The organism is Mycobacterium timonense, from assembly GCF_025821985.1.
In the GTDB taxonomy this organism is placed as follows: Bacteria; Actinomycetota; Actinomycetes; order Mycobacteriales; family Mycobacteriaceae; genus Mycobacterium; species Mycobacterium avium.
The window spans coordinates 96,159-119,029 of the sequence record NZ_JACKSY010000008.1 but is presented as its reverse complement, the minus strand read 5'-3'; the positions used below and the strand labels follow the sequence as shown (position 1 = coordinate 119,029).

The 22,871-nt window shown below is 71.2% G+C and carries 18 protein-coding genes and 1 pseudogene; 15 read left to right on the top strand and 4 right to left on the bottom strand.

Annotation, left to right across the window (positions count from 1 at the left end; all coding sequences use genetic code 11):
• The first annotated feature begins 117 nt into the window (after window positions 1-117).
• The 5 genes from smc (at window position 118) to H7I87_RS01690 (ending at window position 9,539) form a co-directional block, all read left to right on the top strand.
• The gene (smc, locus tag H7I87_RS01710) at window positions 118-3,708 is read left to right on the top strand and encodes a chromosome segregation protein SMC (protein WP_033718030.1); all 3,591 of its coding nucleotides are present in this window, start codon (window positions 118-120) and stop codon (window positions 3,706-3,708) included.
• A 69-nt stretch (window positions 3,709-3,777) separates the two neighbouring features.
• Window positions 3,778-5,136: a signal recognition particle-docking protein FtsY gene (ftsY, locus tag H7I87_RS01705; protein ID WP_033718031.1), complete on the top strand. Its 1,359-nt coding sequence runs from the start codon at window positions 3,778-3,780 to the stop codon at window positions 5,134-5,136.
• A 102-nt stretch (window positions 5,137-5,238) separates the two neighbouring features.
• Complete coding sequence (locus H7I87_RS01700) at window positions 5,239-6,714, top strand: ammonium transporter (RefSeq protein ID WP_042632831.1); 1,476 nt, start codon at window positions 5,239-5,241, stop codon at window positions 6,712-6,714.
• Complete coding sequence (gene glnB, locus H7I87_RS01695; RefSeq protein ID WP_003878721.1) at window positions 6,711-7,049, top strand: nitrogen regulatory protein P-II; 339 nt, start codon at window positions 6,711-6,713, stop codon at window positions 7,047-7,049. The genes H7I87_RS01700 and glnB overlap by 4 nt, the downstream gene beginning before the upstream one ends.
• A gap of 45 nt (window positions 7,050-7,094) precedes the next feature.
• A complete protein-coding gene (locus H7I87_RS01690; protein ID WP_023868358.1) occupies window positions 7,095-9,539 on the top strand; it encodes a [protein-PII] uridylyltransferase in 2,445 nt (814 codons plus the stop codon).
• A 16-nt stretch (window positions 9,540-9,555) separates the two neighbouring features.
• Here the strand turns inward: H7I87_RS01690 and H7I87_RS01685 are convergent, their stop codons facing one another.
• Both H7I87_RS01685 and H7I87_RS01680 read right to left on the bottom strand, forming a co-directional pair.
• The gene (locus H7I87_RS01685; RefSeq protein ID WP_033718032.1) at window positions 9,556-11,295 is read right to left on the bottom strand and encodes a DEAD/DEAH box helicase; all 1,740 of its coding nucleotides are present in this window, start codon (window positions 11,293-11,295) and stop codon (window positions 9,556-9,558) included.
• Between the two features lie 102 nt (window positions 11,296-11,397).
• The gene (locus H7I87_RS01680) at window positions 11,398-12,189 is read right to left on the bottom strand and encodes an alpha/beta hydrolase (protein WP_033727180.1); all 792 of its coding nucleotides are present in this window, start codon (window positions 12,187-12,189) and stop codon (window positions 11,398-11,400) included.
• 216 nt (window positions 12,190-12,405) lie between these two features.
• Between H7I87_RS01680 and ffh the strand changes: the two genes are divergently transcribed.
• The 4 genes and pseudogenes from ffh to H7I87_RS01660 all read left to right on the top strand — a co-directional run bounded on the left by ffh (window position 12,406) and on the right by H7I87_RS01660 (window position 17,576).
• Complete coding sequence (gene ffh, locus H7I87_RS01675; protein ID WP_033711969.1) at window positions 12,406-13,959, top strand: signal recognition particle protein; 1,554 nt, start codon at window positions 12,406-12,408, stop codon at window positions 13,957-13,959.
• A gap of 5 nt (window positions 13,960-13,964) precedes the next feature.
• Entirely contained in the window at window positions 13,965-15,056 is a 1,092-nt protein-coding gene (locus H7I87_RS01670) for a metal-dependent hydrolase family protein (RefSeq protein ID WP_003875064.1), read from the top strand.
• A gap of 81 nt (window positions 15,057-15,137) precedes the next feature.
• Window positions 15,138-16,981, top strand: a pseudogene (locus H7I87_RS01665) (N-acyl-D-amino-acid deacylase family protein).
• Window position 16,982: 1 nt separating this feature from the next.
• The gene (locus H7I87_RS01660; RefSeq protein ID WP_009978170.1) at window positions 16,983-17,576 is read left to right on the top strand and encodes a TetR/AcrR family transcriptional regulator; all 594 of its coding nucleotides are present in this window, start codon (window positions 16,983-16,985) and stop codon (window positions 17,574-17,576) included.
• Between the two features lie 94 nt (window positions 17,577-17,670).
• Here the strand turns inward: H7I87_RS01660 and H7I87_RS01655 are convergent, their stop codons facing one another.
• Window positions 17,671-18,540, bottom strand: a complete 870-nt coding sequence (locus H7I87_RS01655) for a D-alanyl-D-alanine carboxypeptidase family protein (protein ID WP_003878716.1) — start codon at window positions 18,538-18,540, stop codon at window positions 17,671-17,673.
• Window positions 18,541-18,599: 59 nt separating this feature from the next.
• On the opposite strand from H7I87_RS01655, the gene H7I87_RS01650 reads away from it, so the two are divergent.
• From H7I87_RS01650 to trmD, 5 genes are all read left to right on the top strand, one after another.
• Window positions 18,600-19,019: a nuclear transport factor 2 family protein gene (locus H7I87_RS01650; protein WP_003875068.1), complete on the top strand. Its 420-nt coding sequence runs from the start codon at window positions 18,600-18,602 to the stop codon at window positions 19,017-19,019.
• A 132-nt stretch (window positions 19,020-19,151) separates the two neighbouring features.
• Window positions 19,152-19,664 (top strand): 30S ribosomal protein S16, encoded by a 513-nt coding sequence (rpsP, locus tag H7I87_RS01645; RefSeq protein ID WP_011725661.1) that lies wholly within the window; start codon window positions 19,152-19,154, stop codon window positions 19,662-19,664.
• 8 nt (window positions 19,665-19,672) lie between these two features.
• Window positions 19,673-19,915 (top strand): RNA-binding protein, encoded by a 243-nt coding sequence (locus H7I87_RS01640; RefSeq protein WP_003878715.1) that lies wholly within the window; start codon window positions 19,673-19,675, stop codon window positions 19,913-19,915.
• A 9-nt stretch (window positions 19,916-19,924) separates the two neighbouring features.
• Complete coding sequence (gene rimM / locus H7I87_RS01635) at window positions 19,925-20,452, top strand: ribosome maturation factor RimM (RefSeq protein WP_011725660.1); 528 nt, start codon at window positions 19,925-19,927, stop codon at window positions 20,450-20,452.
• Between the two features lie 6 nt (window positions 20,453-20,458).
• Window positions 20,459-21,178: a tRNA (guanosine(37)-N1)-methyltransferase TrmD gene (gene trmD, locus H7I87_RS01630; RefSeq protein WP_011725659.1), complete on the top strand. Its 720-nt coding sequence runs from the start codon at window positions 20,459-20,461 to the stop codon at window positions 21,176-21,178.
• On the opposite strand, the gene H7I87_RS01625 is transcribed toward trmD, so the two are convergent.
• Complete coding sequence (locus H7I87_RS01625; RefSeq protein WP_003875073.1) at window positions 21,175-22,143, bottom strand: serine hydrolase; 969 nt, start codon at window positions 22,141-22,143, stop codon at window positions 21,175-21,177. The genes trmD and H7I87_RS01625 overlap by 4 nt on opposite strands.
• Window positions 22,144-22,487: 344 nt before the next feature.
• On the opposite strand from H7I87_RS01625, the gene rplS reads away from it, so the two are divergent.
• On the top strand, window positions 22,488-22,829 hold the full coding sequence (gene rplS, locus H7I87_RS01620; protein WP_003875074.1) for a 50S ribosomal protein L19: 342 nt from the start codon (window positions 22,488-22,490) through the stop codon (window positions 22,827-22,829).
• Window positions 22,830-22,871: the final 42 nt, after the last annotated feature.

The following is a 22,871-nucleotide window of genomic DNA, read 5'->3' as shown; positions in this document are numbered from 1 at the left end:
GCTGATGTGACCATTGTGACCAGTGCGTCGAATGTTCGGAACGCGGCCCGATTTCGGGCCGGCCGACACCCCGCGCTGCGGCGGTGCGGGCCGATTTGAGCGGTAGTCTGGCTGGCCGTGTACCTCAAGAGTCTGACGCTGAAGGGCTTCAAGTCCTTTGCCTCGCCGACGACTCTGCGTTTCGAGCCGGGCATCACCGCGGTCGTCGGGCCCAACGGCTCGGGCAAGTCCAACGTCGTCGACGCGCTGGCCTGGGTGATGGGCGAGCAGGGGGCCAAGACGCTGCGCGGCGGCAAGATGGAAGACGTCATCTTCGCCGGGACCAGCTCGCGCGCGCCGCTGGGCCGCGCCGAGGTCACCGTCACCATCGACAACTCCGACAACGCGTTGCCCATCGAGTACTCCGAGGTGTCGATCACCCGGCGGATGTTCCGCGACGGCGCCAGCGAGTACGAAATCAACGGCAGCAGTTGCCGTTTGATGGACGTGCAGGAGCTGCTCAGCGACTCCGGGATCGGCCGGGAGATGCACGTCATCGTCGGGCAGGGCAAGCTCGACGAGATCCTGCAGTCGCGGCCCGAGGACCGTCGCGCGTTCATCGAGGAAGCCGCGGGGGTGCTCAAGCACCGCAAGCGCAAGGAAAAGGCGCTGCGCAAACTCGACGCGATGTCGGCCAACCTGGCCCGGCTCACCGACCTGACCACCGAGCTGCGCCGCCAGCTCAAACCGCTGGGCCGTCAGGCCGAGGTGGCCCGTCGCGCGCAGACCATCCAGGCCGATCTGCGCGACGCCCGGCTGCGGCTGGCCGCCGACGACCTGGTCAACCGGCGGGGCGAGCGCGAGGCCATCTTCGAGGCCGAGGCCGCCATGCGCCGCGAGCACGACGAGGCCTCGGCGCGGCTGGCGGTGGCCTCCGAGGAGCTCGCCGCGCACGAGAAGGCGCTCGGCGAGCTGTCCGGCCGGGCCGAGTCGGTCCAGCAGACCTGGTTCGCGCTGTCCGCCCTGGCCGAACGGGTGGCGGCGACGGTCCGCATCGCCAGCGAGCGGGCCCAGCACCTCGACCTGGAGCCGGTGACTGCCGGCGACACCGACCCCGACGCGCTGGACGCCGAGGCCGAGCGGGTCGCGGCCGCCGAGCAGCAGCTGCTGGCCGAGCTGGCCGCGGCGCGCAGCCGGCTGGAAACCGCGCGCGCCGAACTCGCCGAGCGGGAACGCGAAGCCGCCGAGGCCGATCGGGCGCACATGGCGGCGGTGCGGGCCGAGGCCGACCGGCGCGAGGGACTGGCCCGGCTGGCCGGTCAGGTCGAGACGATGCGCGCCCGCGTCGAGTCGATCGACGACAGCGTGGCGCGGCTGTCCGAGCGCATCGAGGCGGCCGCCGCCCGCGCGCAGCAGGCCAAGGCGGAGTTCGAAACCGTGCAGGGCCGGGTCGGCGAGCTCGACCAGGGCGAGGTGGGCCTCGACGAGCACCACGAGCGCACCGTCGCCGCGCTGCGTCTGGCCGACGAGCGGGTGGCCGAACTGCAGGCCGCCGAGCGTGGCGCCGAACGCAAGGTGGCCTCGCTGCGGGCCCGCATCGACGCGCTGGCGGTGGGGCTCGAGCGCAAGGACGGCACCGCCTGGCTGACCGAAAACCATTCCGGCGCAGGGATTTTGGGACCGATGGCCAAGCTGGTCAAGGTCCGCTCCGGCTACGAAGCCGCGGTGGCTGCGGTGCTGGGCTCGGCGGCCGACGCGCTGGCCGCCGACGGGCTGGGCGCGGCCCGCTCGGCGCTGGGTGCGCTCAAGCAGGCCGACGGTGGACGGGCCGCGCTGGTGCTGGGCGACTGGCCCGCCGATCCGCCCGCACCGCAGCCGGCCCCGGCGGGCGCGCTGTGGGCGCTCGACCTCATCGACGCGCCCGAGCGGCTGCGCGGGGCGATCACGGCCATGCTCTCCGGCGTCGCGGTGGTCGACGACCTGGACCGGGCGCTGGCGCTGGTGGCGGAGCACCCCCGGCTGCGCGCGGTCACGCTCGACGGCGACCTGGTGGGCGCCGGCTGGGTGAGCGGCGGCTCCGACCGCAAACTGTCCACGCTGGAGGTGACCTCGGAGATCGACAAGGCCGGCGCGGAGCTGGCCGCGGCCGAGGCCCAGGTGGCCCAGCTCAGCGCGGCGCTGTCCGGCGCGCTGGCCGAACAGGCCGCCCGGCAGGATTCGGCCGAGCAGGCGCTGGCCGCGCTGAACGAGTCCGACAGCGCGATCTCCGGGATGTACGAGCAGCTGGGCCGGCTGGGGCAGGAAGCCCGGACCTCCGAGGACGAGTGGAGCCGGTTGCTGCGCCAGCGCGAGGAGCTCGAGGCGGGCCGCACCCAGACCGTCGCCGAGGTCACCGAGCTGGAAAACCGGCTGCGCAACGCGCAGGAAACCCCGCAGGAGCCGGCCGCGGAACCGGTGAACCGCCAGCAGATCGCCGCGGCCACCGACGACGCGCGCAGCGCCGAGGTGGAGGCCCGGCTCGCGGTGCGCACCGCCGAGGAGCGGGCCAACGCGGTGCGCGGGCGGGCGGATTCGCTGCGTCGGGCCGCCGCCGCCGAACGGGAGGCCCGGGTGCGCGCCCAGCAGGCCCGCGAGGCGCGGCTGCGCGCCGCGGCGGTCGCGGCGGCGGTGGCCGATTCGGGGCGGTTGCTAGCAACGCGGTTGAACGCGGTGGTGGCCGCCGCGTCGCGGATCCGCGACGCGCTCGCCGCCGAACGCCAGCAGCGCGCCACGGCGATGGCGGCGGTGCGCGACGAGGTGAACGCGCTGAGCGCCCGGGTGGCCGCCCTGACCGACTCGCTGCACCGCGACGAGGTGGCCAACGCCCAGGCGGCGCTGCGCATCGAGCAGCTCGAGCAGATGGTGCTCGAGCAGTTCGGCATGGCGCCGGCCGATCTGATCGCCGAGTACGGCCCGCACATCGCGCTGCCGCCCAGCGAGCTGGAGATGGCCGAATACGAGCAGGCCAAGGAGCGCGGCGAACAGGTCTTCGCGCCCGCACCGATTCCCTTCGACCGGCCCACCCAGGAGCGGCGGGCCAAGCGGGCCGAGCGGGAGCTGGCCGAGCTGGGTCGGGTCAACCCGCTGGCGCTGGAGGAGTTCGCGGCGCTCGAGGAGCGCTACAACTTCCTGTCCACCCAGCTCGAGGACGTCAAGGCCGCCCGCAAGGACCTGCTCGGCGTGGTGGACGAGGTCGACGCACGCATCCTGCAGGTGTTCAGTGAGGCCTACACCGACGTCGAACGGGAATTCTCCGACGTGTTCGGCGTGCTGTTCCCCGGCGGCGAGGGCCGGCTGCGGCTGACCGATCCGAGCAACATGCTGACCACGGGCATCGAGGTGGAGGCCCGCCCGCCGGGCAAGAAGATCACCCGGCTCTCGCTGCTGTCCGGCGGCGAGAAGGCGCTGACCGCGGTGGCCATGCTGGTGGCCATCTTCCGGGCCCGCCCGTCGCCGTTCTACATCATGGACGAGGTCGAGGCCGCCCTCGACGACACCAACCTGCGGCGGCTGATCAGCCTGTTCGAGCTGCTGCGGGCGCGCTCGCAGCTGATTATCATCACGCACCAGAAGCCGACCATGGAGGTCGCCGACGCACTCTACGGCGTCACCATGCAGGGCGACGGCATCACCGCGGTGATCTCGCAGCGGATGCGCGGTCAGCAGGTGGACCAGCTGGTCACCACCTGAGCAGCGCGGATGGCGGGCGGTCGAGGCCCGGTGGCCGGGCGGCACGGGTCCGCTTGAAACAATGTCAGCGTGTCCCAAGGTCTTTGGATCGCCGTCGCGGTCCTCGTCGTCATCGCCGTCCTGGTCGTCATCGCCGCACTGGTCCTGGGCCTGGCGCGGTACCGCCGGCGCCGGATCAGCTTCTCGACCCGCCCCGAACCCGGGGCGATCGACCGGTCCGGCGGATACACCGCGTCCTCGGGCATCACGTTCAGCCAGGCACCGACCGCCCAGCCGGCCGAGCGGCTCGACACCACCGGCTTGCCGGCGGTAGGCGACGACGCCACCGTCCCCCGGGACGCGCCGCGACGCACCATCTCCGAGGTCGAGCTTCCCGAACCCGAGACGCCGGCGGCGCCGGCTGCTGAGGCCCCGGCCCCCGAGGCTCCCGAGGCGCCGGCTCCGGAGGCTCCCGAATCTCGCGAGGCGCCGGCTCCGGAGGCCCCCGCTCCCGAGATCGAGGAGATCGCGCCCACCGAGGGCCGGCTGGAGCGGCTGCGCGGCCGGCTGGCCCGCTCCCAGAACGCGCTCGGCCGCAGCCTGCTGGGCCTGATCGGCGGCGGCGACCTGGACGAAGACGCCTGGCAGGACGTCGAGGACACCCTGCTGGTCGCCGACCTGGGCCCGGTGGTCACCGAATCGGTCATCGCCCAGCTGCGCGGCCGGCTGGCCAGCAGCGACGTGCGCACCGAGGCGGACGCCAAGGCCGTGCTGCGCGACGTGCTGATCAACGAGCTGCGGCCCGACCTGGACCGCTCGATCCGGGCGCTGCCGCACGCCGACCACCCGTCGGTGCTGCTGATCGTCGGCGTCAACGGCACCGGAAAGACCACCACCGTCGGCAAACTGGCCCGGGTGCTGGTCGCCGACGGGCGGCGCGTCGTGCTGGGCGCGGCCGACACCTTCCGCGCCGCCGCGGCCGACCAGCTGCAGACCTGGGCGTCGCGGGTGGGCGCGGAGGTGGTGCGCGGCGCCGAGGGCGCCGACCCGGCCTCGGTGGCGTTCGACGCCGTCGACAAGGGCATCGCCGCCGGCGCCGACGTGGTGCTCATCGACACCGCGGGCCGGCTGCACACCAAGGTCGGGCTGATGGACGAGCTCGACAAGGTCAAGCGGGTGGTCACCCGCCGCGCCGCCGTCGACGAGGTGCTGCTGGTGCTCGACGCCACCATCGGGCAGAACGGGCTGGCCCAGGCCCGGGTGTTCGCCGAGGTCGTCGAGATCACCGGCGCCGTGCTGACCAAACTGGACGGAACGGCCAAGGGCGGCATCGTCTTCCGCGTTCAGCAGGAACTCGGGGTGCCGGTGAAACTGGTCGGCCTCGGCGAGGGCCCCGACGATCTGGCGCCGTTCGAGCCGGCCGCCTTCGTCGACGCGCTACTCGGCTGAAAACCCCTCCGCGGCCCCGCGGGACGTTAATCCCGCCGAAACACAGCGGCACTATCGCCGAAACAACCATTGCGCAATGTTCTGGATCAGGTCATCGGACGCATGTCTGACGGCCAGAAGCGGGCCGACCGGAGGAGATTGCGAGTGACATACCCGATACTGGGCCAGCCCAATACCGGCGATACCGCCTGGATGCTGGCCAGTTCCGCGCTGGTGCTGTTGATGACGCCGGGTCTGGCGTTTTTCTACGGCGGGATGGTGCGCGCCAGAAGCGTGCTGAACATGCTCATGATGAGCATCAGCGCGATGGGCGTGGTCACCGTGCTGTGGGTGCTTTACGGCTATTCGGTCGCCTTCGGCGACGACGTCGGCAACTTCATGGGCAAGCCGACGTCCTACTGGGGCCTCAAGGGTCTCATCGGCGTCAACGCGGTGGCCGCCGACCCGAGCAAAGGCACTGCGGCAACGGACATTCCGCTGGCCGGTACGCTGCCGGCCACCGTTTTCGTGGCCTTCCAGCTGATGTTCGCGATCATCACCGTCGCCCTGATCTCCGGCGCGGTGTCCGACCGGCTGAAGTTCGCCGCCTGGCTGGTGTTCGCCGGCCTGTGGGCGACGTTCGTCTATTTCCCGGTGGCGCACTGGGTGTTCGCGTTCGACGGCTTCGCCTCCGAGCACGGCGGCTGGATCGCCAACAAGCTGCACGCGATCGACTTCGCCGGCGGGACGGCGGTGCACATCAATTCCGGTGTGGCGGGCCTGATGCTGGCGATCGTGCTGGGCAAGCGCCGCGGCTGGCCCACCACATTGTTCCGGCCGCACAACCTGCCGTTCGTGATGCTGGGCGCCGGGCTGCTGTGGTTCGGCTGGTACGGGTTCAACGCCGGATCGGCCACCAGCTCCAACGGCGCTGCGGGGTCGACGTTCATGACGACGACGATCGCGACCGCCACCGCGATGCTGGCCTGGATGCTCACCGAACGCATCCGCGACGGCAAGGCCACCACGTTGGGCGCGGCGTCCGGGATCGTCGCCGGGCTGGTCGCCATCACCCCGTCCTGCTCGTCGGTCAACGTGCTGGGCGCGCTGGTGGTGGGCCTGGTGGCCGGCGTGGTGTGCGCGCTGGCGGTCGGCCTGAAATTCAAGCTGGGCTTTGACGACTCGCTCGACGTGGTCGGGGTGCACTTGGTCGGCGGGCTGGCCGGCACCCTGCTGGTGGGCCTGCTGGCCGCCCCGGAGAGCCCGGCCATCAGCGGCGTCACTGGTGTGTCCAAGGGACTGTTCTACGGCGGCGGCTGGGCGCAGCTGGAACGGCAGGCGGTCGGCGCGTTCAGCGTCCTCATCTACTCTGGGGTGGTTACGCTGATCCTGGCGTTGATCCTGAAGTACACGATGGGGCTTCGTCTCAACCCGGAGGCCGAAGCCTCGGGTATCGACGAGGCTGAGCACGCCGAGAGTGGTTACGATTTCGCCGTGGCTACCGGCTCGGTTCTCCCGCCCCGGGTCGCTGTGGCGGATACCCGCAACGGCCTGGAGGAGCAGCGAGTGGGCGACAAAGTGGAGGCAGAGCAGTCATGAAGTTGATCACCGCGATCGTAAAGCCGTTCACGCTCGATGACGTGAAGACCAGCCTCGAGGACGCGGGCGTCCTGGGCATGACGGTCAGCGAAATCCAGGGCTACGGACGGCAGAAGGGTCACACCGAGGTCTACCGCGGTGCCGAGTACTCGGTCGACTTCGTGCCCAAGGTGCGCATCGAGGTCGTCGTCGACGACTCGATCGTCGACAAGGTGGTGGATAGCATCGTCCGGGCGGCGCGCACCGGCAAGATCGGTGACGGCAAAGTGTGGGTGAGTCCGGTGGAAACCATCGTGCGGGTGCGCACCGGCGAGCGCGGAACCGATGCGCTGTGACGCCTTTCGCCAATTGCTGATACACCCCGGGCGGGCGCCGGCGGCATGACCCCGACCGGCCCCGATCCGTCCGGGCACCAAAACGCTTGCGGGGCAGTCGATTTGGCTGCCTCGCGGCGTCAGCTTCTCTCCGAGGGCGGCAAGCTGCATGCCGCCGAACTGCGGCACGCCTGGCTGGATCTGCACGAATCGTGGTTGGCCGCCAAGGCGGCCCAGATCGGTATCGCCGACGACAGCGGCTTCGCCCTGGTGGGCATCGGCGGCCTGGGCCGCCACGAGCTGCTGCCGTATTCCGATCTGGACCTGATGCTGTTGCACGACAACAAGTCCGACGAGGTGCTGCAGCGGGTCGCCGACGCGCTGTGGTATCCGTTGTGGGACGCCAACGTTCGGCTCGACCACAGCGTGCGGACCGTGTCCGGGGCGCTCGGTGTCGCCAACGGCGACATGATCGCGGCGCTGGGCATGCTGGACGCCCGGCACGTCGCCGGTGACGCGCGATTGAGCGACGAGTTGATCGCCGGCGCAAGACGCCAGTGGCGCAGCGCAATTCGCTCCCGGATGGACGAGCTGGTGGAGATGACCCAGGCCCGCTGGGACCGGTGCGGCCGGATCGCGCAGCGCGCCGAGCCGGATCTGAAGTCGGGCCGCGGCGGCCTGCGCGATGTGCAGCTGCTGGACGCGCTGGGCGTGGCGCAGCTGATCGACCGGCACGGCATGGCCCGGCCCGAGTCGCCGGGGGGCTCGCTGGACGACGCGCATCTGACGTTGCTCGACGTGCGCACCGAGCTGCACCGGGTGTCCGGCCGCGGGCTGGACCAGCTGCTGGCCCAGTACGGCGACGAACTGAGCGCGGCCCTGCACATCGGTGACCGATTCGACTTGGCCCGCAAGCTGTCCGACGCCAGCCGCACCATCGCCTATCACGCCGAGACCGGGCTGCGCACCGCGGAGAACGCGCTGCCGCGCCGCGGGGTGTCGGCCCTGGTGCGCCGGCCCAAGCGCCGTCCCCTGGACGAGGGCGTGGTGGAGTATGCCGGCGAGATCGTGCTGGCCCGCGACGCCCGCCCGGACACCGACGTGGGCCTGGTGCTGCGGGTGGCCGCCGCGTCGGCCAGCACCGGTTTACCGATCGGCGCGGCCACGCTGAGCCGGCTGGCCGCCGCCGCGCCCGAGATGCCGGAGCCCTGGCCGCGGGAGGCGCTGGACGACCTGCTGGTGCTGCTGTCGGCGGGGCCGACCACGGTGGCGACCATCGAGGCGCTCGACCGCACCGGGCTGTGGGGCCGGCTGTTGCCGGAGTGGGACGCCATCCGCGACCTGCCACCCCGCGACGTCGCGCACAAGTGGACGGTGGACCGCCACGTCATCGAGACCACGGTCAACGCCGCGCCGCTGGCCACCCGGGTGGCCCGGCCCGACCTGCTCGCGCTGGGGGCCCTGCTGCACGACATCGGCAAGGGCCGCGGTGTGGACCACAGCGTGCTCGGGGCGGGGCTGGCCCTCGAGATCGGGCCGCGGCTGGGGATGGCGCCCGCCGATGTCGAGCTGCTCGCGCAGCTGGTCCGCCACCACCTGCTGCTGCCGGTGGCCGCCACCAGAAGCGACCTCAACGACCCGAAAACCATTGAGCGCGTGTCGAAAACCCTCGGTGAGGACCCGCTGCTGCTGGAAGTGCTGCACGCGCTGACCGAGGCGGACTCCAAGGCCACCGGGCCCGGCGTGTGGAGCGAATGGAAGGCGTCGCTGATCGACGATCTGGTTCGGCGCTGCCGGATGGTGATGGCGGGGGAGCCGCTTCCGAAGGTCGAACCTGCTGCGCCCCAATACCTTTCGCTCGCCGCCGACCGCGGCGTGCATGTGCAGATCAAGCCCGGCGGCGGCGAGCGGCTGGACGTGGTGATGGCCGCGCCGGATCAACGCGGACTGGTGTCCAAGGCCGCCGCGGTGCTGGCGCTGAACTCGCTGCGGATCCACTCGGCCTCGGCCAGCACGCACGAGGGATTCGCGGTCGTCGAATTCGTGGTGTCGCCGCTGTTCGGTTCGCCGCCGGAGGCGGGCCTGCTGCGCCAGCAGTTCACCGGCGCGCTGGGCGGCGACGTCGACGTGCTGGGCACGCTGGAGAAGCGGGACAGCGACGCCGTCGGCGCGGCCACCAGGCGGGCCGGCGAGGTCCAGGTCGGGGTGCCCGTCACCCGGTCGACCGCGCCGCCGCGCATCCTGTGGGTCGACACCGCCGCGGCCGACCAGCTGATCGTCGAAGTCCGTGCCATGGACCGGCTCGGGCTGCTCGCCCTGCTGACCCGGGCGCTGGAGCGGGCCGGCACCGACATCGTCTGGGCGAAGGTCAACACCTTCGGCTCGACCGCGGCCGACGCCTTCTGCGTCACGGCCGGCGACGCCGGCGCCCGCGACGCCGTCGAGCAAAGCCTGCTCGCGGTGCTGGGCGGTCCGGCCGTGGAAGTGCTCGAGGAACCGGTCGGCGACTAGCGGCCGTGATGGGCCGTCACGAGTGCTCGGCGTTGAGCCGGCGCACCGCGTCGATGCGGGCCCGCAACTGTTCGCGGCTGGCCGCGGCGATCGGCGGTCCGCCGCAGCGGCGCCGCAGCTCGTTGTGAATCCAGCCGTGCGGCTTGCCCGTTCGATGATGGGCGATCGACACCAGCGTGTTGAGCTCGCGGCGCAGCTCGCGCAGCTGGCCGTGCACCGTCGCCGGCGGGGCGTCGCCCGCCGACGGCTGCCCGGCCCGCCGCTGCAGCTGCTCGTCCTGGCGCTGGTGCAGCAGGGCGCGCATCTGCTCGGCGTCCAGCAAACCCGGGATGCCGAGGTAGTCGGCCTCCTCCTCGCTGCCGGCCGGGGCGGCGGTACCGAACGACGAGCCGTCGAAGATGACCTGATCGAGTTCCGCGTCGGCCCCCAGCGAGGTGAAGCCGTTGTCGAGTTCGCTCTTCTCGTTCTGCGTGCGGGTGGCCGGGTCGCCGTCGAGGGGGTCGCCCTCGGAGACGCGGTGCGGCTCGCCCAGCACGTGGTTGCGCTGGGCCTCCAGCTCGCTGGCCAGTTGCAGCAGGTTGGGCACCGACGGCAGGAAGATGCTCGCGGTCTCGCCCGGGCGGCGCGACCGCACGAACCGGCCGACCGCCTGGGCGAAGAACAGCGGCGTGGAGGCGCTGGTGGCGTAGATGCCGACCGACAGCCGCGGCACGTCGACGCCCTCGGAGACCATCCGCACCGCCACCAGCCACCGGCTGGTGCCCGCCGCGAATTCGCTGATGCGCGCCGAGGATCCGGGGTCGTCGGAGAGCACCACGGTCGGCGTCTCCGAGGTGATCTTGGTCAGCAGGGTCGCGTAGGCGCGGGCCGCGACCCGGTCGGAGGCGATGATCATGCCGCCGGCGTCGGGAATGTGGGCACGCAGCTGGCGCAGCCGCTGGTCGGCCGCCGCGATCACCGCGGGCATCCATTCCCCGGCCGGGTCCAGCGCGGTGCGCCAGGCCCGCGCGGTCTGCTCGGCCGACAGCGGCTCGCCCAGCCGCGCCGCGTGCTCCTCGCCGGCGCTGTCGCGCCAGCGGGCCTCCCCGGAGTAGGCCAGAAAGACCACCGGCCGGACCACACCGTCGGCCAGCGCCTCGGGATAGCCGTAGGTGTGGTCGGCCTGCGAGTGGCGCACCCCGTCGGGTCCGGCCTGGTAGCGCACGAACGGGATGGGGCTGTCGTCGCTGCGAAACGGCGTGCCCGTCAACGCGAGCCGGCGGGTGGCGTCGCCGAACGCCTCGCGGATGGCGTCGCCCCACGTCTTGGCGTCGCCGCCGTGATGGATCTCGTCGAAGATGACCAGCGTCCTGCGCTGCTCGGTGCGCACCCGGTGCAGCGTGGGGTGCGCGGCGACCTGAGCGTAGGTCACCATCACGCCGTGGTACTCCGGCGCGATCCGCGGGTTGCTGTTGGAGAACCGCGGGTCCAGCGTCAGGCCGTGCCGCTCCGCGGCCTGCGCCCACTGCACCTTGAGGTGCTCGGTGGGCACCACGACGGTGACCTGCTCGACGGCGCGCTGGCCGAGCAGTTCGGCGGCCACCCGCAGCGCGAACGTCGTCTTGCCCGAGCCCGGGGTCGCCACCGCCAGGAAATCGCGGGGCTGCCCGGCGAGATATTTCACCAGCGCCCGGCGCTGCCAGCCGCGCAGCGCACCGGAGCGGTCGCTGTGGTCGTTGCCGGCGCGCGGATCCAAGCTGCTGACCGGCACCGACACAGGCCCCCCAATCGTTGCTCCTCGACGCGGCCAGCTCGATTGAGCGGCGGCTGTGAAATCTAGCACGCCAACGGTTTTCGGTGCGGGAGCGACTCGACCGGGCTAGCGGTGACGGGCCGCCGTCGGGGCCTGGAGCCAGTCGCGGATGCTTTCGGCGACCGCGACCCATCCCGGTTCCAGCATCATGTTGTGGCCCATGTCAAAGAACTCCGGATCGGTGCGGTAGGCCCGCGCGGTGGCGCGCACGTCCGCGGCGCTGACGAAGCCGTCGTGCGTCGCGCCCAGCACCAGGATCGGCGTGCTGACCCGTCGGGTCCTGACCCGGCGCAGCATCGGATCGGTCATGGCGGCGCGCACGCTTTCGGCTCCGGCGCGTTGCCGGCAGGATTCGACGATCGCCTCGGGGGTGGCGGCGCAGAACAGGTACTCGCGGGCCAGCGCCGGGGTGGCGAGGAATTTCAGCAGGGTGGGGTCGTTCCAGGCTTCCATGGTCATCGACGGCCGGCGGCGCCAGACCCGCAGCGCCAGCCTGAGCACGCCCTGCGGCGGCACCGACCCCACCAGCACCGCGGCGGGAACGCGGTGGGTTTCCAGGTAGCGCTGGATGACGAAGCCGCCCAGCGAATGGCCGATCAGGATCGGCGCGCCGCCCAGCTCGCCGGCCACCGCGGCGAGGTCGTCCAGGTAGTCGGCGATGGAGACCCTGTGCAGCGGCTTGGACGTGGGGCTGGCGCCGTGCCCGCGCAGGCTGAGCGCGACCGCGCGGTAGCCGGCGTCGGCGAAGAAGTCCAGGAAGTTCTCCCAGCACCACGCGGCGTGCCAGCCGCCGTGCACGAAGAGCAGCGGCGTCGTGTGCTCGGCGCTGCCGGACCCCTTCTCGACCACCTCGAGCATGAGCTGACTTTTCTGTGCCGGCGTCGCGCCGTCAACCCCCCGTCGAGCGTCACGCCGGCGTGGCGCTCGACGCCCAGGGTCACGCCAGCGTGACGCTCGCGCCGAACGGCACCTGCTGCGCCCCGCTTCGCGGCGCTTGCAGTGCCACTAGGCCTGGTTGCGTGGCACCTGCTGCGCCCCGCTTCGCGGCGCTTGCAGTGCCACTAGGCTGGTGTCGTGTTTGAATCGCTGTCCGACCGATTGACCGGTGCCCTTGCGGGACTGCGCGGCAAGGGTCGACTGACCGACGCCGACATCGAGGCCACCACCCGCGAAATCCGACTGGCGCTGCTGGAAGCCGACGTGTCGCTGCCCGTCGTGCGCGCGTTCGTCACCCGGATCAAGGAGCGCGCCAAGGGCGCCGAGGTGTCCGGCGCGCTGAACCCGGCGCAGCAGGTCGTCAAGATCGTCAACGAGGAGCTCATCGGCATCCTGGGCGGCGAGACCCGCCAGCTGGCGTTCGCCAAGACTCCACCGACCGTGATCATGCTCGCCGGTCTGCAGGGTTCCGGTAAGACGTCGCTGGCCGGCAAGCTGGCCGCCTGGCTGCGCGGGCAGGGCCACACCCCGCTGCTGGTGGCCTGCGACCTGCAGCGCCCCGCCGCGGTGAACCAGCTGCAGGTCGTCGGCGAGCGCGCCGGCGTCCCGGTGTTCGCGCCGCATCCCGGCGCCTCGCCCGAGTCCGGGCCCGGCGACCCGGTGGCGGTGGCCGCACAGGGCCTCGCCGAGGCCCGGGCCAAGCACCACGACGTCGTCATCGTCGACACCGCCGGCCGGCTGGGCATCGACGACGAGCTGATGGCCCAGGCCGCGGCCATCCGCGACGCCATCGACCCCGACGAGATCCTGTTCGTGCTGGACGCGATGATCGGCCAGGACGCCGTCACCACCGCCGAGGCCTTCCGCGAGGGCGTCGGCTTCACCGGCGTGGTGCTGACCAAACTCGACGGCGACGCCCGTGGCGGCGCGGCGCTGTCGGTGCGCGAGGTCACCGGGGTGCCGATCCTGTTCGCCTCCACCGGCGAGAAGCTGGAGGACTTCGACGTCTTCCACCCCGACCGGATGTCCAGCCGCATCCTGGGCATGGGCGACGTGCTGAGCCTGATCGAGCAGGCCGAGCAGGTCTTCGACGCCGAGCAGGCCGAGGCCGCCGCGGTCAAGATCGGCAGCGGCGAGCTCACCCTCGAGGACTTCCTGGAACAGATGCTGGCCATCCGCAAGATGGGGCCGATCGGCAACCTGCTGGGCATGCTGCCCGGCGCCGGGCAGATGAAGGACGCGCTGGCCGCCGTCGACGACAAGCAGCTCGACCGGCTGCAGGCCATCATCCGCGGGATGACCCCCGAAGAGCGGGCCGACCCGAAGATCATCAACGCGTCGCGGCGGCTGCGCATCGCCAACGGCTCCGGCGTGACGGTGTCGGAGGTCAACCAGCTGGTGGACCGCTTCTTCGAGGCCCGCAAGATGATGTCGTCGATGCTCGGCGGCATGGGGATTCCCGGGCTGGGCCGCAAGTCGGCGACGCGAAAAGCCAAGGGCGCCAAGGGTAAAGCCAAGAAGGGCAAGAAGGGCGCGCGCGGCCCCACCCCGCCGAAGGTGCGCAGCCCGCTGGGGCCCGGGATGCCGGCCGGGTTCCCCGACCTGTCGCAGCTGCCCGAGGGCCTCAACGAGCTGCCACCCGGGCTGGCCGACTTCGACCTGTCCAAGCTGAAGTTCCCGGGCAACAAGTAGCCGCCGTGCGCTGGCACCTACGCGGTCGGAGTCTGCCCGACGAGGGCCCGATCGAACTCTGGGTCGTCGACGGGCGGATCAGCACCGAACCGGTGGCCGGCGCCGACACCGTCTTCGGGGCTTCCGGAGGCGGCTGGATCGTGCCCGGGCTGGTCGACGCCCACTGTCACGTCGGGCTCGGTGAGCACGGTGAGATCCCGCTCGACGAGGCGATCGCCCAGGCCGAGATCGAACGCGACGTCGGCGCGCTGCTGTTGCGCGACTGCGGCTCGCCCACCGACACCCGCAGCCTCGACGATCGCGACGACCTGCCCCGCATCATCCGGGCCGGCAAACACCTGGCCCGGCCCAAGCGGTACGCGGCGGGCTTCTCCCGCGAGCTCGACGACGAGTGGCAGCTGCCCGACGCGGTCGCGCAGGAGGCCAAACGGGGCGACGGCTGGATCAAGCTGGTCGGCGACTGGATCGACCGCAGCGTCGGCGACCTGGCGCCGTTGTGGTCCGACGAGGTGCTCAAGGCCGCCATCGACACCGCCCACGCGCACGGCGCCCGGGTCACCGCGCACGTCTTCAGCGAGGACGCGCTGCCCGGGCTGATCAACGCCGGCATCGACTGCATCGAGCACGGCACCGGGCTGACCGACGACACCATCGAGCTGATGGTGTCCCGCGGCACCGCGCTGGTGCCCACCCTGGTCAACGTCGTCGAGAACTTCCCCGGCATCGCCCAGGCCGCCGCCAAGTACCCGACGTATGCCGCCCACATGCGCGACCTGTACGCGCGCGGCCCGTCCCGGATCGCCGCCGCCCGCGAGGCGGGCGTGCCGATCTACGCCGGCAGCGACGCCGGCACCATGGTCGCCCCCGGGCGCATCGCCGACGAGGTGGAAGCGCTCAAGGGCATCGGGATGACGGCGACGCAGGCGCTGGGGGCGGCGTGCTGGGACGCGCGGCGCTGGCTGGGCCGGCCCGGACTCGAGCACGGCGCGTCGGCCGACCTGTTGTGCTTCGCCGAGGATCCGCGCTCCGGGCCGGCCGTACTTCGAAATCCCGATCTGATCATGTTGCGCGGCAACATCTTTCGTTCACCTGCCTAACCCGGCGCGTCGCACCCGCCGGGGCGGACCGGTCGGCGGCGGGCGGATCTCGGCGCAAAAGATTGCGAGTGCTTGCTATCTATGTTAGCGTTCCGGCAGCCCGCGACTTGGAGGACGCCATGCCCTACGACGTGATCATTCGCGACGGATTGTGGTTCGACGGCACCGGCGGCGCGGCGCTGACCCGCACGCTCGGCATCCGGGACGGCGTGCTGGTGGACGTGGCCGAGTCGCTGGACGAGGCCGGCTGCCCCGAGGTGATCGACGCCGCCGGGAAGTGGGTGCTGCCCGGATTTATCGACGTGCACACCCACTACGACGCCGAGGTGCTGCTCGATCCCGGCCTGCGCGAGTCGGTGCGGCACGGCGTCACCACGGTGCTGCTGGGCAACTGCTCGCTGTCCACCGTCTACGCCGATTCGCAGGACGCCGCCGACCTGTTCAGCCGGGTGGAGGCGGTGCCGCGCGAATACGTTTACGGCGCACTGAGTTCCAACCGGACCTGGTCGACGGCCGCCGACTACGTCAAGGCCGTCGACGCATTGCCGCTGGGGCCCAATGTCGGCTCGCTGCTTGGTCATTCGGATCTGCGCGCCGCGGTGCTGGGGCTCGATCGCGCCACCGACCCCGCCGTCCGGCCCACCGGCGACGAGCTGGCGAAGATGGCGGCGTTGCTGGACGAGGCGCTGGACGCCGGGCTGCTCGGCATGTCCGGGATGGATGCGGCCATCGACAAGCTCGACGGCGAACGCTTCCGGTCCCGCGCGCTGCCGTCCACCTTCGCCACCTGGCGGGAACGGCGCAAGCTGATCGAGGTGCTGCGCCGCCGCGGCCGGATCCTGCAGAGCGCACCGGATCTGGACAACCCCGCGCTGGCGCTGATGTTCTTTCTGACCAGCAGTCGGATCTTCGGTCGCGGCAGGGGAGTCCGGATGAGCATGCTGGTGTCGGCCGACGCCAAGTCCATGCCGCTGGCCGTGCACACCTTCGGGCTGGGCACCCGCATCCTCAACAAACTGCTGCGCTCCAGCGTGCGCTTCCAGCACCTGCCCGTGCCGTTCGAATTGTATTCCGACGGAATCGATCTGCCGGTCTTCGAGGAGTTCGGCGCGGGGACCGCCGCGCTGCATCTGCGGGATCAGTTGCAGCGCAACGAACTTCTGGCCGACACCGATTACCGTCGGCGGTTCCGCCGCGAATTCGACCGGGTCAAGCTCGGCCCGTCGCTGTGGCACCGCGATTTTTACGATGCGGTCATCGTCGAATGCCCGGATAAGTCGTTGATAGGAAAGAGCTTTGGCGCGATCGCCGACGAGCGTGGCCTGCACCCGCTGGACGCGTTCCTCGACGTGCTGGTGGAAAACGGTGAGCGCAACGTCCGGTGGACCACCACCGTGGCCAACCACCGGCCCAAGCAGCTGGACAAACTCGCCGCCGACCCCAGCATCCACATGGGCTTCTCCGACGCCGGCGCGCACCTGCGCAACATGGCCTTCTACAACTTCGCGCTGCGCATGCTCAAGCGCACCCGCGACGCGCAGGCCGCCGGCGCGCCCTTCCTGACGATCGAGCGGGCCGTGCACCGCCTCACCGGCGAACTGGCGGACTGGTTCGGCATCGACGCCGGCACCCTGCGCCCGGGCGACCGGGCCGACTTCGTGGTGATCGACCCGGCCGGCCTCGACGAGTCGGTGGACGCCTACCACGAGGAAGCGGTGCCCTTCTACGGCGGCCTACGCCGCATGGTCAACCGCAACGACGACGCCGTCGTCGCCACCGGCGTGGGCGGCGTCGTCGTCTTCGGCGGCAGCCACCGCAAGGGCGAATTCCGGGACGGCTACGGGCACACCGTGAAATCGGGCCGCTACCTGCGGGCCGGCCAGCGGGTCCGGGCCAGGGTCGGCGCCCCGAGGGTGACCGCCTGAGATGGCCAGAACCCAGCAACAGCGCCGCGAGGAAACCGTCGCGCGGCTGCTGGACGCGTCCATCGCCACCATCATTGAGGTCGGCTACGCCCGCGCCTCGGCGGCGGTGATCACCAAGCGGGCCGGGGTGTCGGTGGGTGCGCTGTTCCGGCACTTCGACACCATGGGCGACTTCATGGCGGCCACCGCCTCGGAGGTGTTGCGCCGTCAACTGGAGTCCTTCACCAAGCGGGTCGCCGAGATACCCGCCGACCAGCCGGTGCTGGAAGCGGTGCTGGGCATCCTGCGCGACCTCACCAGCGGCCCGGTCAACGCCGTGATCTACGAACTGACGGTTGCGGCGCGCACCGACGAAAAGCTCAGGGAGACTTTGCAACACGAGCTCGCGCAGTACGCCGCGAAGATCGACGAGGTGTCTCGCGCGCTGCCCGGCGTCGAGGGTTTCCCGGCCGACACCTTCCCGGTGCTGGTGGCGCTGATGCGCAACGTGTTCGACGGCGCCGCGGTGGTGGAAGGTGTGCTGCCGCAACCGGAAATCGCGGCGCAGCGGATCCCGGTGTTGACCGCGCTGCTGAACGCCGCGCTGCCGCAGTGAGTCTGGCGAGCAGACGCAAAAGCACGCGACACGCCGGGGAAACGGGCGCTTTTGTGTCTGCTCGCGGCGGTGGCGCGGGGTGGCGGGGGCGGTGTTACAGCGAGCCGATGCTGGCCTGCGGGCTCTGGGCGAATCCCCAGTCGAACAACGTCGCCGCCTGATCCCAGTACGACGGCCCGCCCTCCTTGATCAGCCCGTACATCATGGCGATCACCAGCCGCCGGCCCCCGCGCGCGGCGGCGCCGACGAAGGTCTTGCGGGCCGCGTTGGTGAACCCGGTCTTGCCGCCGATCGCGCCGGGGTAGCGCTGCAGCAGCTCGTCCTGGTTGGTGATCGGCTGCAGACCGTTGTCGCCAGGGAACATCGCCGAGGGCTCGGCGGTGATTTGCGCGAACACCGGGTTGGCCATTGCCGCGCGGAAGATGACGGCCAGGTCGTGCGCCGTCGACGACCCCGACCCGTTGGGCCCGTCCAGGCCGGACGGCGTCGACGCGTGCGTGTTGGTGGCGCCGAGCGCCGCCGCCTTGGCGTTCATCTTGGCCACCGTCGCCTCCGGCCCGCCCAGCATGTGCGCCAGCGTGTTGGCGGCGTCGTTGCCCGACACCAGCAGCAGGGCGTCGAGCAGTTGGCGCGCGGTGTAGCTGCGGCCCGGCTTGATGCCGACGCAGTTGCATTCGACCTGGGTGTCGGCGGCGTCGGCCACCACGGTGGCGTCCAGGCTCACCTCGTCCAGCACCACCTGGGCCAGCAGCGTCTTGATGGTGCTGGCCGGCGGATGCGCGACGTTGGGGTCGCGGCCGGCCAGCACCTGACCGCTGTCCAGGTCGGCGATGATCCAGGTCTGCGCCGGGCCGTCGGGAATCGGGATCGAGCCGGCCGGCTGGGTGCTGTCCGCCGCGGCGGTGGGGGCACCGCAGGCGCCGACGAGCAGCAGCGCCGCGGCCGCGGTCCAGAGCTTGCGCATGGCCGCAAAGTCTAACTTCCGGTCCATTTCGGAGGGGATTTTCGTCTACTGTCCGATGCATGTTGAGCCTGGAGGAGATCTCCGACCGCCTGGAGATCCAGCAGCTGCTGGTGGACTACTCGACCGCGATCGACAACCGGCGATTCGACGACCTGGACGACGTCTTCACGCCGGACGCCTACATCGACTACACGGCGCTGGGCGGCATCGAGGGTCGGTACCCGGAGGTGAAGAAGTGGCTGGCCGAGGTGCTGCCCAACTTCCCGGTATACGCGCACATGCTGGGCAACTTCTCGGTGCGCATCGACGGCGACACCGCCTCGTCGCGGGTGATCTGCTTCAACCCGATGGTGCTGGGCGGCGACACCGATCAAGTGCTGTTCTGCGGGCTCTGGTACGACGACGAGTTCGTGCGCACGCCCGGGGGCTGGCGGATGACCCGGCGGGTGGAGACCAAGGTGTTCCAGAAGGTGATGTGAGCGCGCGCGATTTCTGATCGCCGCGGCCGTTCTGGCACAATAGGCGGCTGCACGCGAGGCAAAACCGGATCCGGGCAGCCCGCCCCGATTGCTGAATTGCAGCGTGATCCACACAGGAGAATTCGCTTAACCATGGCTGTGAAGATCAAGCTCACCCGGCTTGGCAAAATCCGCAATCCCCAGTACCGCATCGCCGTCGCCGACGCCCGCACCCGGCGCGACGGCCGCTCCATCGAGATCATCGGCCGCTACCACCCCAAGGAAGACCCGAGCCTGATCGAGATCAACTCCGAGCGCGCGCAGTACTGGTTGTCTGTGGGTGCTCAGCCCACCGAGCCCGTCCTCAAGCTGCTGAAGATCACCGGCGACTGGCAGAAGTTCAAGGGTCTGCCGGGCGCCGAGGGCCGCTTGAAGGTCGCCCCGCCCAAGCCCAGCAAGCTGGAGCTGTTCAACGCCGCGCTGGCCGAGGCCGAGGGCGGACCGACCACCGAGGCCGCCAAGCCGAAGAAGAAGGCCGCGACGTCGGGCGCCAAGAAGGCCGCGAAGGCCGCCGAGCCGGAAGCCGCCGCGCCGGAAGCAGCCGAGCCTGAGGCCGCCGCGCCGGCCGAGGGTGGCGAGCAGGCCGAGTCGAGCACCGAGAGCTGACCGCGGTCATGAGCACGGTTGTCGTTGACGCTGTTGAGCATCTGGTTCGCGGGATTGTCGACAACCCCGACGACGTCCGGGTGGACATGGTGACCAGCCGCCGCGGGCGGACCGTGGAAGTCCACGTCCACCCCGACGACCTGGGCAAGGTGATCGGCCGCGGCGGTCGCACCGCGACGGCGTTGCGCACGCTGGTCGCCGGCATCGGCGGACGCGGGATCCGCGTCGACGTGGTGGACACCGACCAGTAGGGAACTCCCTTGGAGTTGACCGTCGGGCGCGTGGTCAAAGCGCACGGCATCAGCGGTGAGATCGTCGTCGAGATCCGCACCGACGATCCCGCCGCCCGATTCGCACCGGGTAACACGTTGCGCGCCAAGCCTTCCCGTGGCGGCCCGGAACGCAGCTGCGTCATCGAGAGCGCGCGTGAGCACGGCGGGCGGCTGCTGGTGCGGCTGGCCGGCGTCACCGACCGGGACGCCGCCGACGCGCTGCGCGGCACCCTGTTCGTCGTCGACTCCGCCGAGTTGCCCGACATCGACGAGCCCGACACCTACTACGACCATCAACTCGAGGGCCTGCAGGTGCGCACCACCGGCGGCCAGCGGGTCGGTGCGGTCGCCGAGGTGCTGCACACCGCCGCCGGCGAGCTGCTGGCGGTGCGTGACGACGCGGACGGTGCGCCGCGAGAAGTGTTGGTGCCGTTCGTCAGCGCGATCGTCACCGCGGTGTCGCTGGACGACGGGCTCATCGAGATCGATCCGCCCGACGGCCTGCTGGACCTGTAGGCCGGCATGAGAATCGACGTCGTCACCATCTTTCCGGCCTACCTGGACCCGCTGCGGCAGTCGTTGCCGGGCAAGGCGATTCAGTCCGGCCTGGTCGATCTGCGGGTGCACGACCTGCGGCGCTGGACGCACGACGTGCACCGCTCGGTCGACGACGCGCCCTACGGCGGCGGCCCGGGCATGGTGATGAAGGCGCCGGTGTGGGGTGAGGCGCTCGACGAAATCGCCTCCGCGGAAACACTTTTGGTGGTCCCCACGCCGGCCGGCGCGCTGTTCGACCAGGCCACCGCCGCCCGCTGGAGCGCCGAGCGGCATCTGGTGTTCGCGTGCGGCCGCTACGAGGGCATCGACCAGCGGGTGGTCGAGGACGCCGCCCGGCGGATGCGGGTCGAAGAGGTCTCCATCGGCGACTACGTGTTGCCGGGCGGGGAGTCGGCGGCGGTGGTGATGATCGAGGCCGTGTTGCGGCTGCTCGACGGGGTGCTCGGCAATCCCGCGTCGCGCCACGATGATTCGCACTCGCCGGCACTGGACCGGCGGCTGGAGGGGCCCAGCTACACCCGGCCGCCGAGCTGGCGCGGGCTGGACGTGCCCGAGGTGTTGCTCTCCGGTGACCATGCCCGGATCGCGGCGTGGCGCCGGGAGGTCTCGCTGCAGCGCACCCGCGAGCGCCGACCGGAGCTGCTAGCCGATCCGGTTGGGCCGCAAGACGGTCCGGGCCTTTAGAGCCCGTGCGGCGGGGCCTCGATGCGGCCGTCGGGAAAGATCGTCTTGACCGCCCGGGTGATGGTCTCCCGGGCGGTCGCGTCGTCGGCGGGCTGCAGCGACTGGACCACCATGATGTAGCGGCGGTCGGCGCCGATCACGCCGGTGGACAGGTGCATCCAGTCGGCGCCGATGCAGCACATCCAGCCCTGCTTGACCGCGACGGGCTCGGCGTACAGGCCGTCGGGGATGCCGAACCGCTGCGGATAACCGTCCACACCGTTGGGGGTCGACTGGGCCAGGTCGCTGACGATGATCCTGGCCTGGTCGGCCGGCAGGCCGCCCGACCCGTCCAGCAGCATGTCGTAGTAGCGGATCAGGTCGGTCACCGAGCTCATGGTGTTCCACCAGCGGCCGTCGCCGGGTGGGGTGGTGGACGTCAGGCCGTAGCGGCTCGCCACCTCGGAGATGATGGCCGCGCCGCCGCCCTGGCCCCAGAACCGCTCCGCGGCGCCGTCGTCGGAGGACTGCAGCATGATGTCCAGCGCCTGGCGGTCGTCGGCGCTCAGCGCGGCCTTGCCCTCGGCCTGGTGCAGCAGCAGATCGTCGGCGATGAAGAGCTTGGCCACCGACGCGGTGCCCACGATCTGGCCGTTGCCGATGGACACCAGCTGGTGGGTGCCGCGGTCGAGGATGGCCACCGACAGCGCGGCGCCGCTGGCCGCGGCCTGGTCGGCGGCCTGCTGGATGCGGGCCGGCAGCTGGGCGAACCCGGCGTTCGGCAGCGCCTGCGGCGGCTGCGGCGGGGTGGCGGCCTCGAGCATCAGGGCGGCCGACTGCGGGGGCGGCGGCTGAGTGAGCACCCGCACCGGCGCGGCGACGGGCAGGTGGTACACCTTGGCCTGGACCAGCGCCTCGGAACCGGCGGCGATCAGCAACGTCACCGCCGCGGTGGCGGTGAACAGCGTCAGCGGCCGTACCCGCATTCGTCTCCTTGCGCGCGACTCGACACAGTGCCTACGGCGGCCCGCTCGCGGCACTCGCACCGGCCATCACGCCGTGGTGCGGGTAGCGCGTTCTGACCCCAGTCATATGTACCATTCACCAGCGAGTTCGGCTCGTTGTGAACCGCCGACGCGCTGTGATTTCCGCGCCAGGGACCCCGTCTGGCACAATTGACCAGTTGTCTCCAGCGGTTGCAGGCCGGCTGGGCCACTTCCCGCCTGCTGCGAGATGCGCCAGAAAGCCCGAAACCATCGGCCGGGCGACCGCCTCACACCCGCGTGTGGGTGGCTGCCGCCGGCCGCGACCTCAAGGAAGTGTCTCTCACATGAACCGGCTGGACTTCGTCGATCAGGCGTCGCTGCGCGACGACATCCCGGTTTTCGGCCCGGGCGACACCGTCAACGTGCACGTCAAGGTCATCGAGGGCGCCAAGGAGCGGATCCAGGTGTTCAAGGGCGTGGTGATCCGCCGCCAGGGCGGCGGCGTGCGCGAGACCTTCACCGTGCGCAAGGAAAGCTACGGCGTCGGCGTCGAGCGGACCTTCCCGGTGCACTCGCCCAACATCGACCACATCCAGGTGGTGACCCGCGGAGACGTGCGCCGCGCCAAGCTGTACTACCTGCGTGAACTGCGCGGCAAGAAGGCCAAGATCAAGGAGAAGCGCTGAGCGGCCCGACCGCTCGCCGCTTGCCGGGCCGTAACGTGCGCT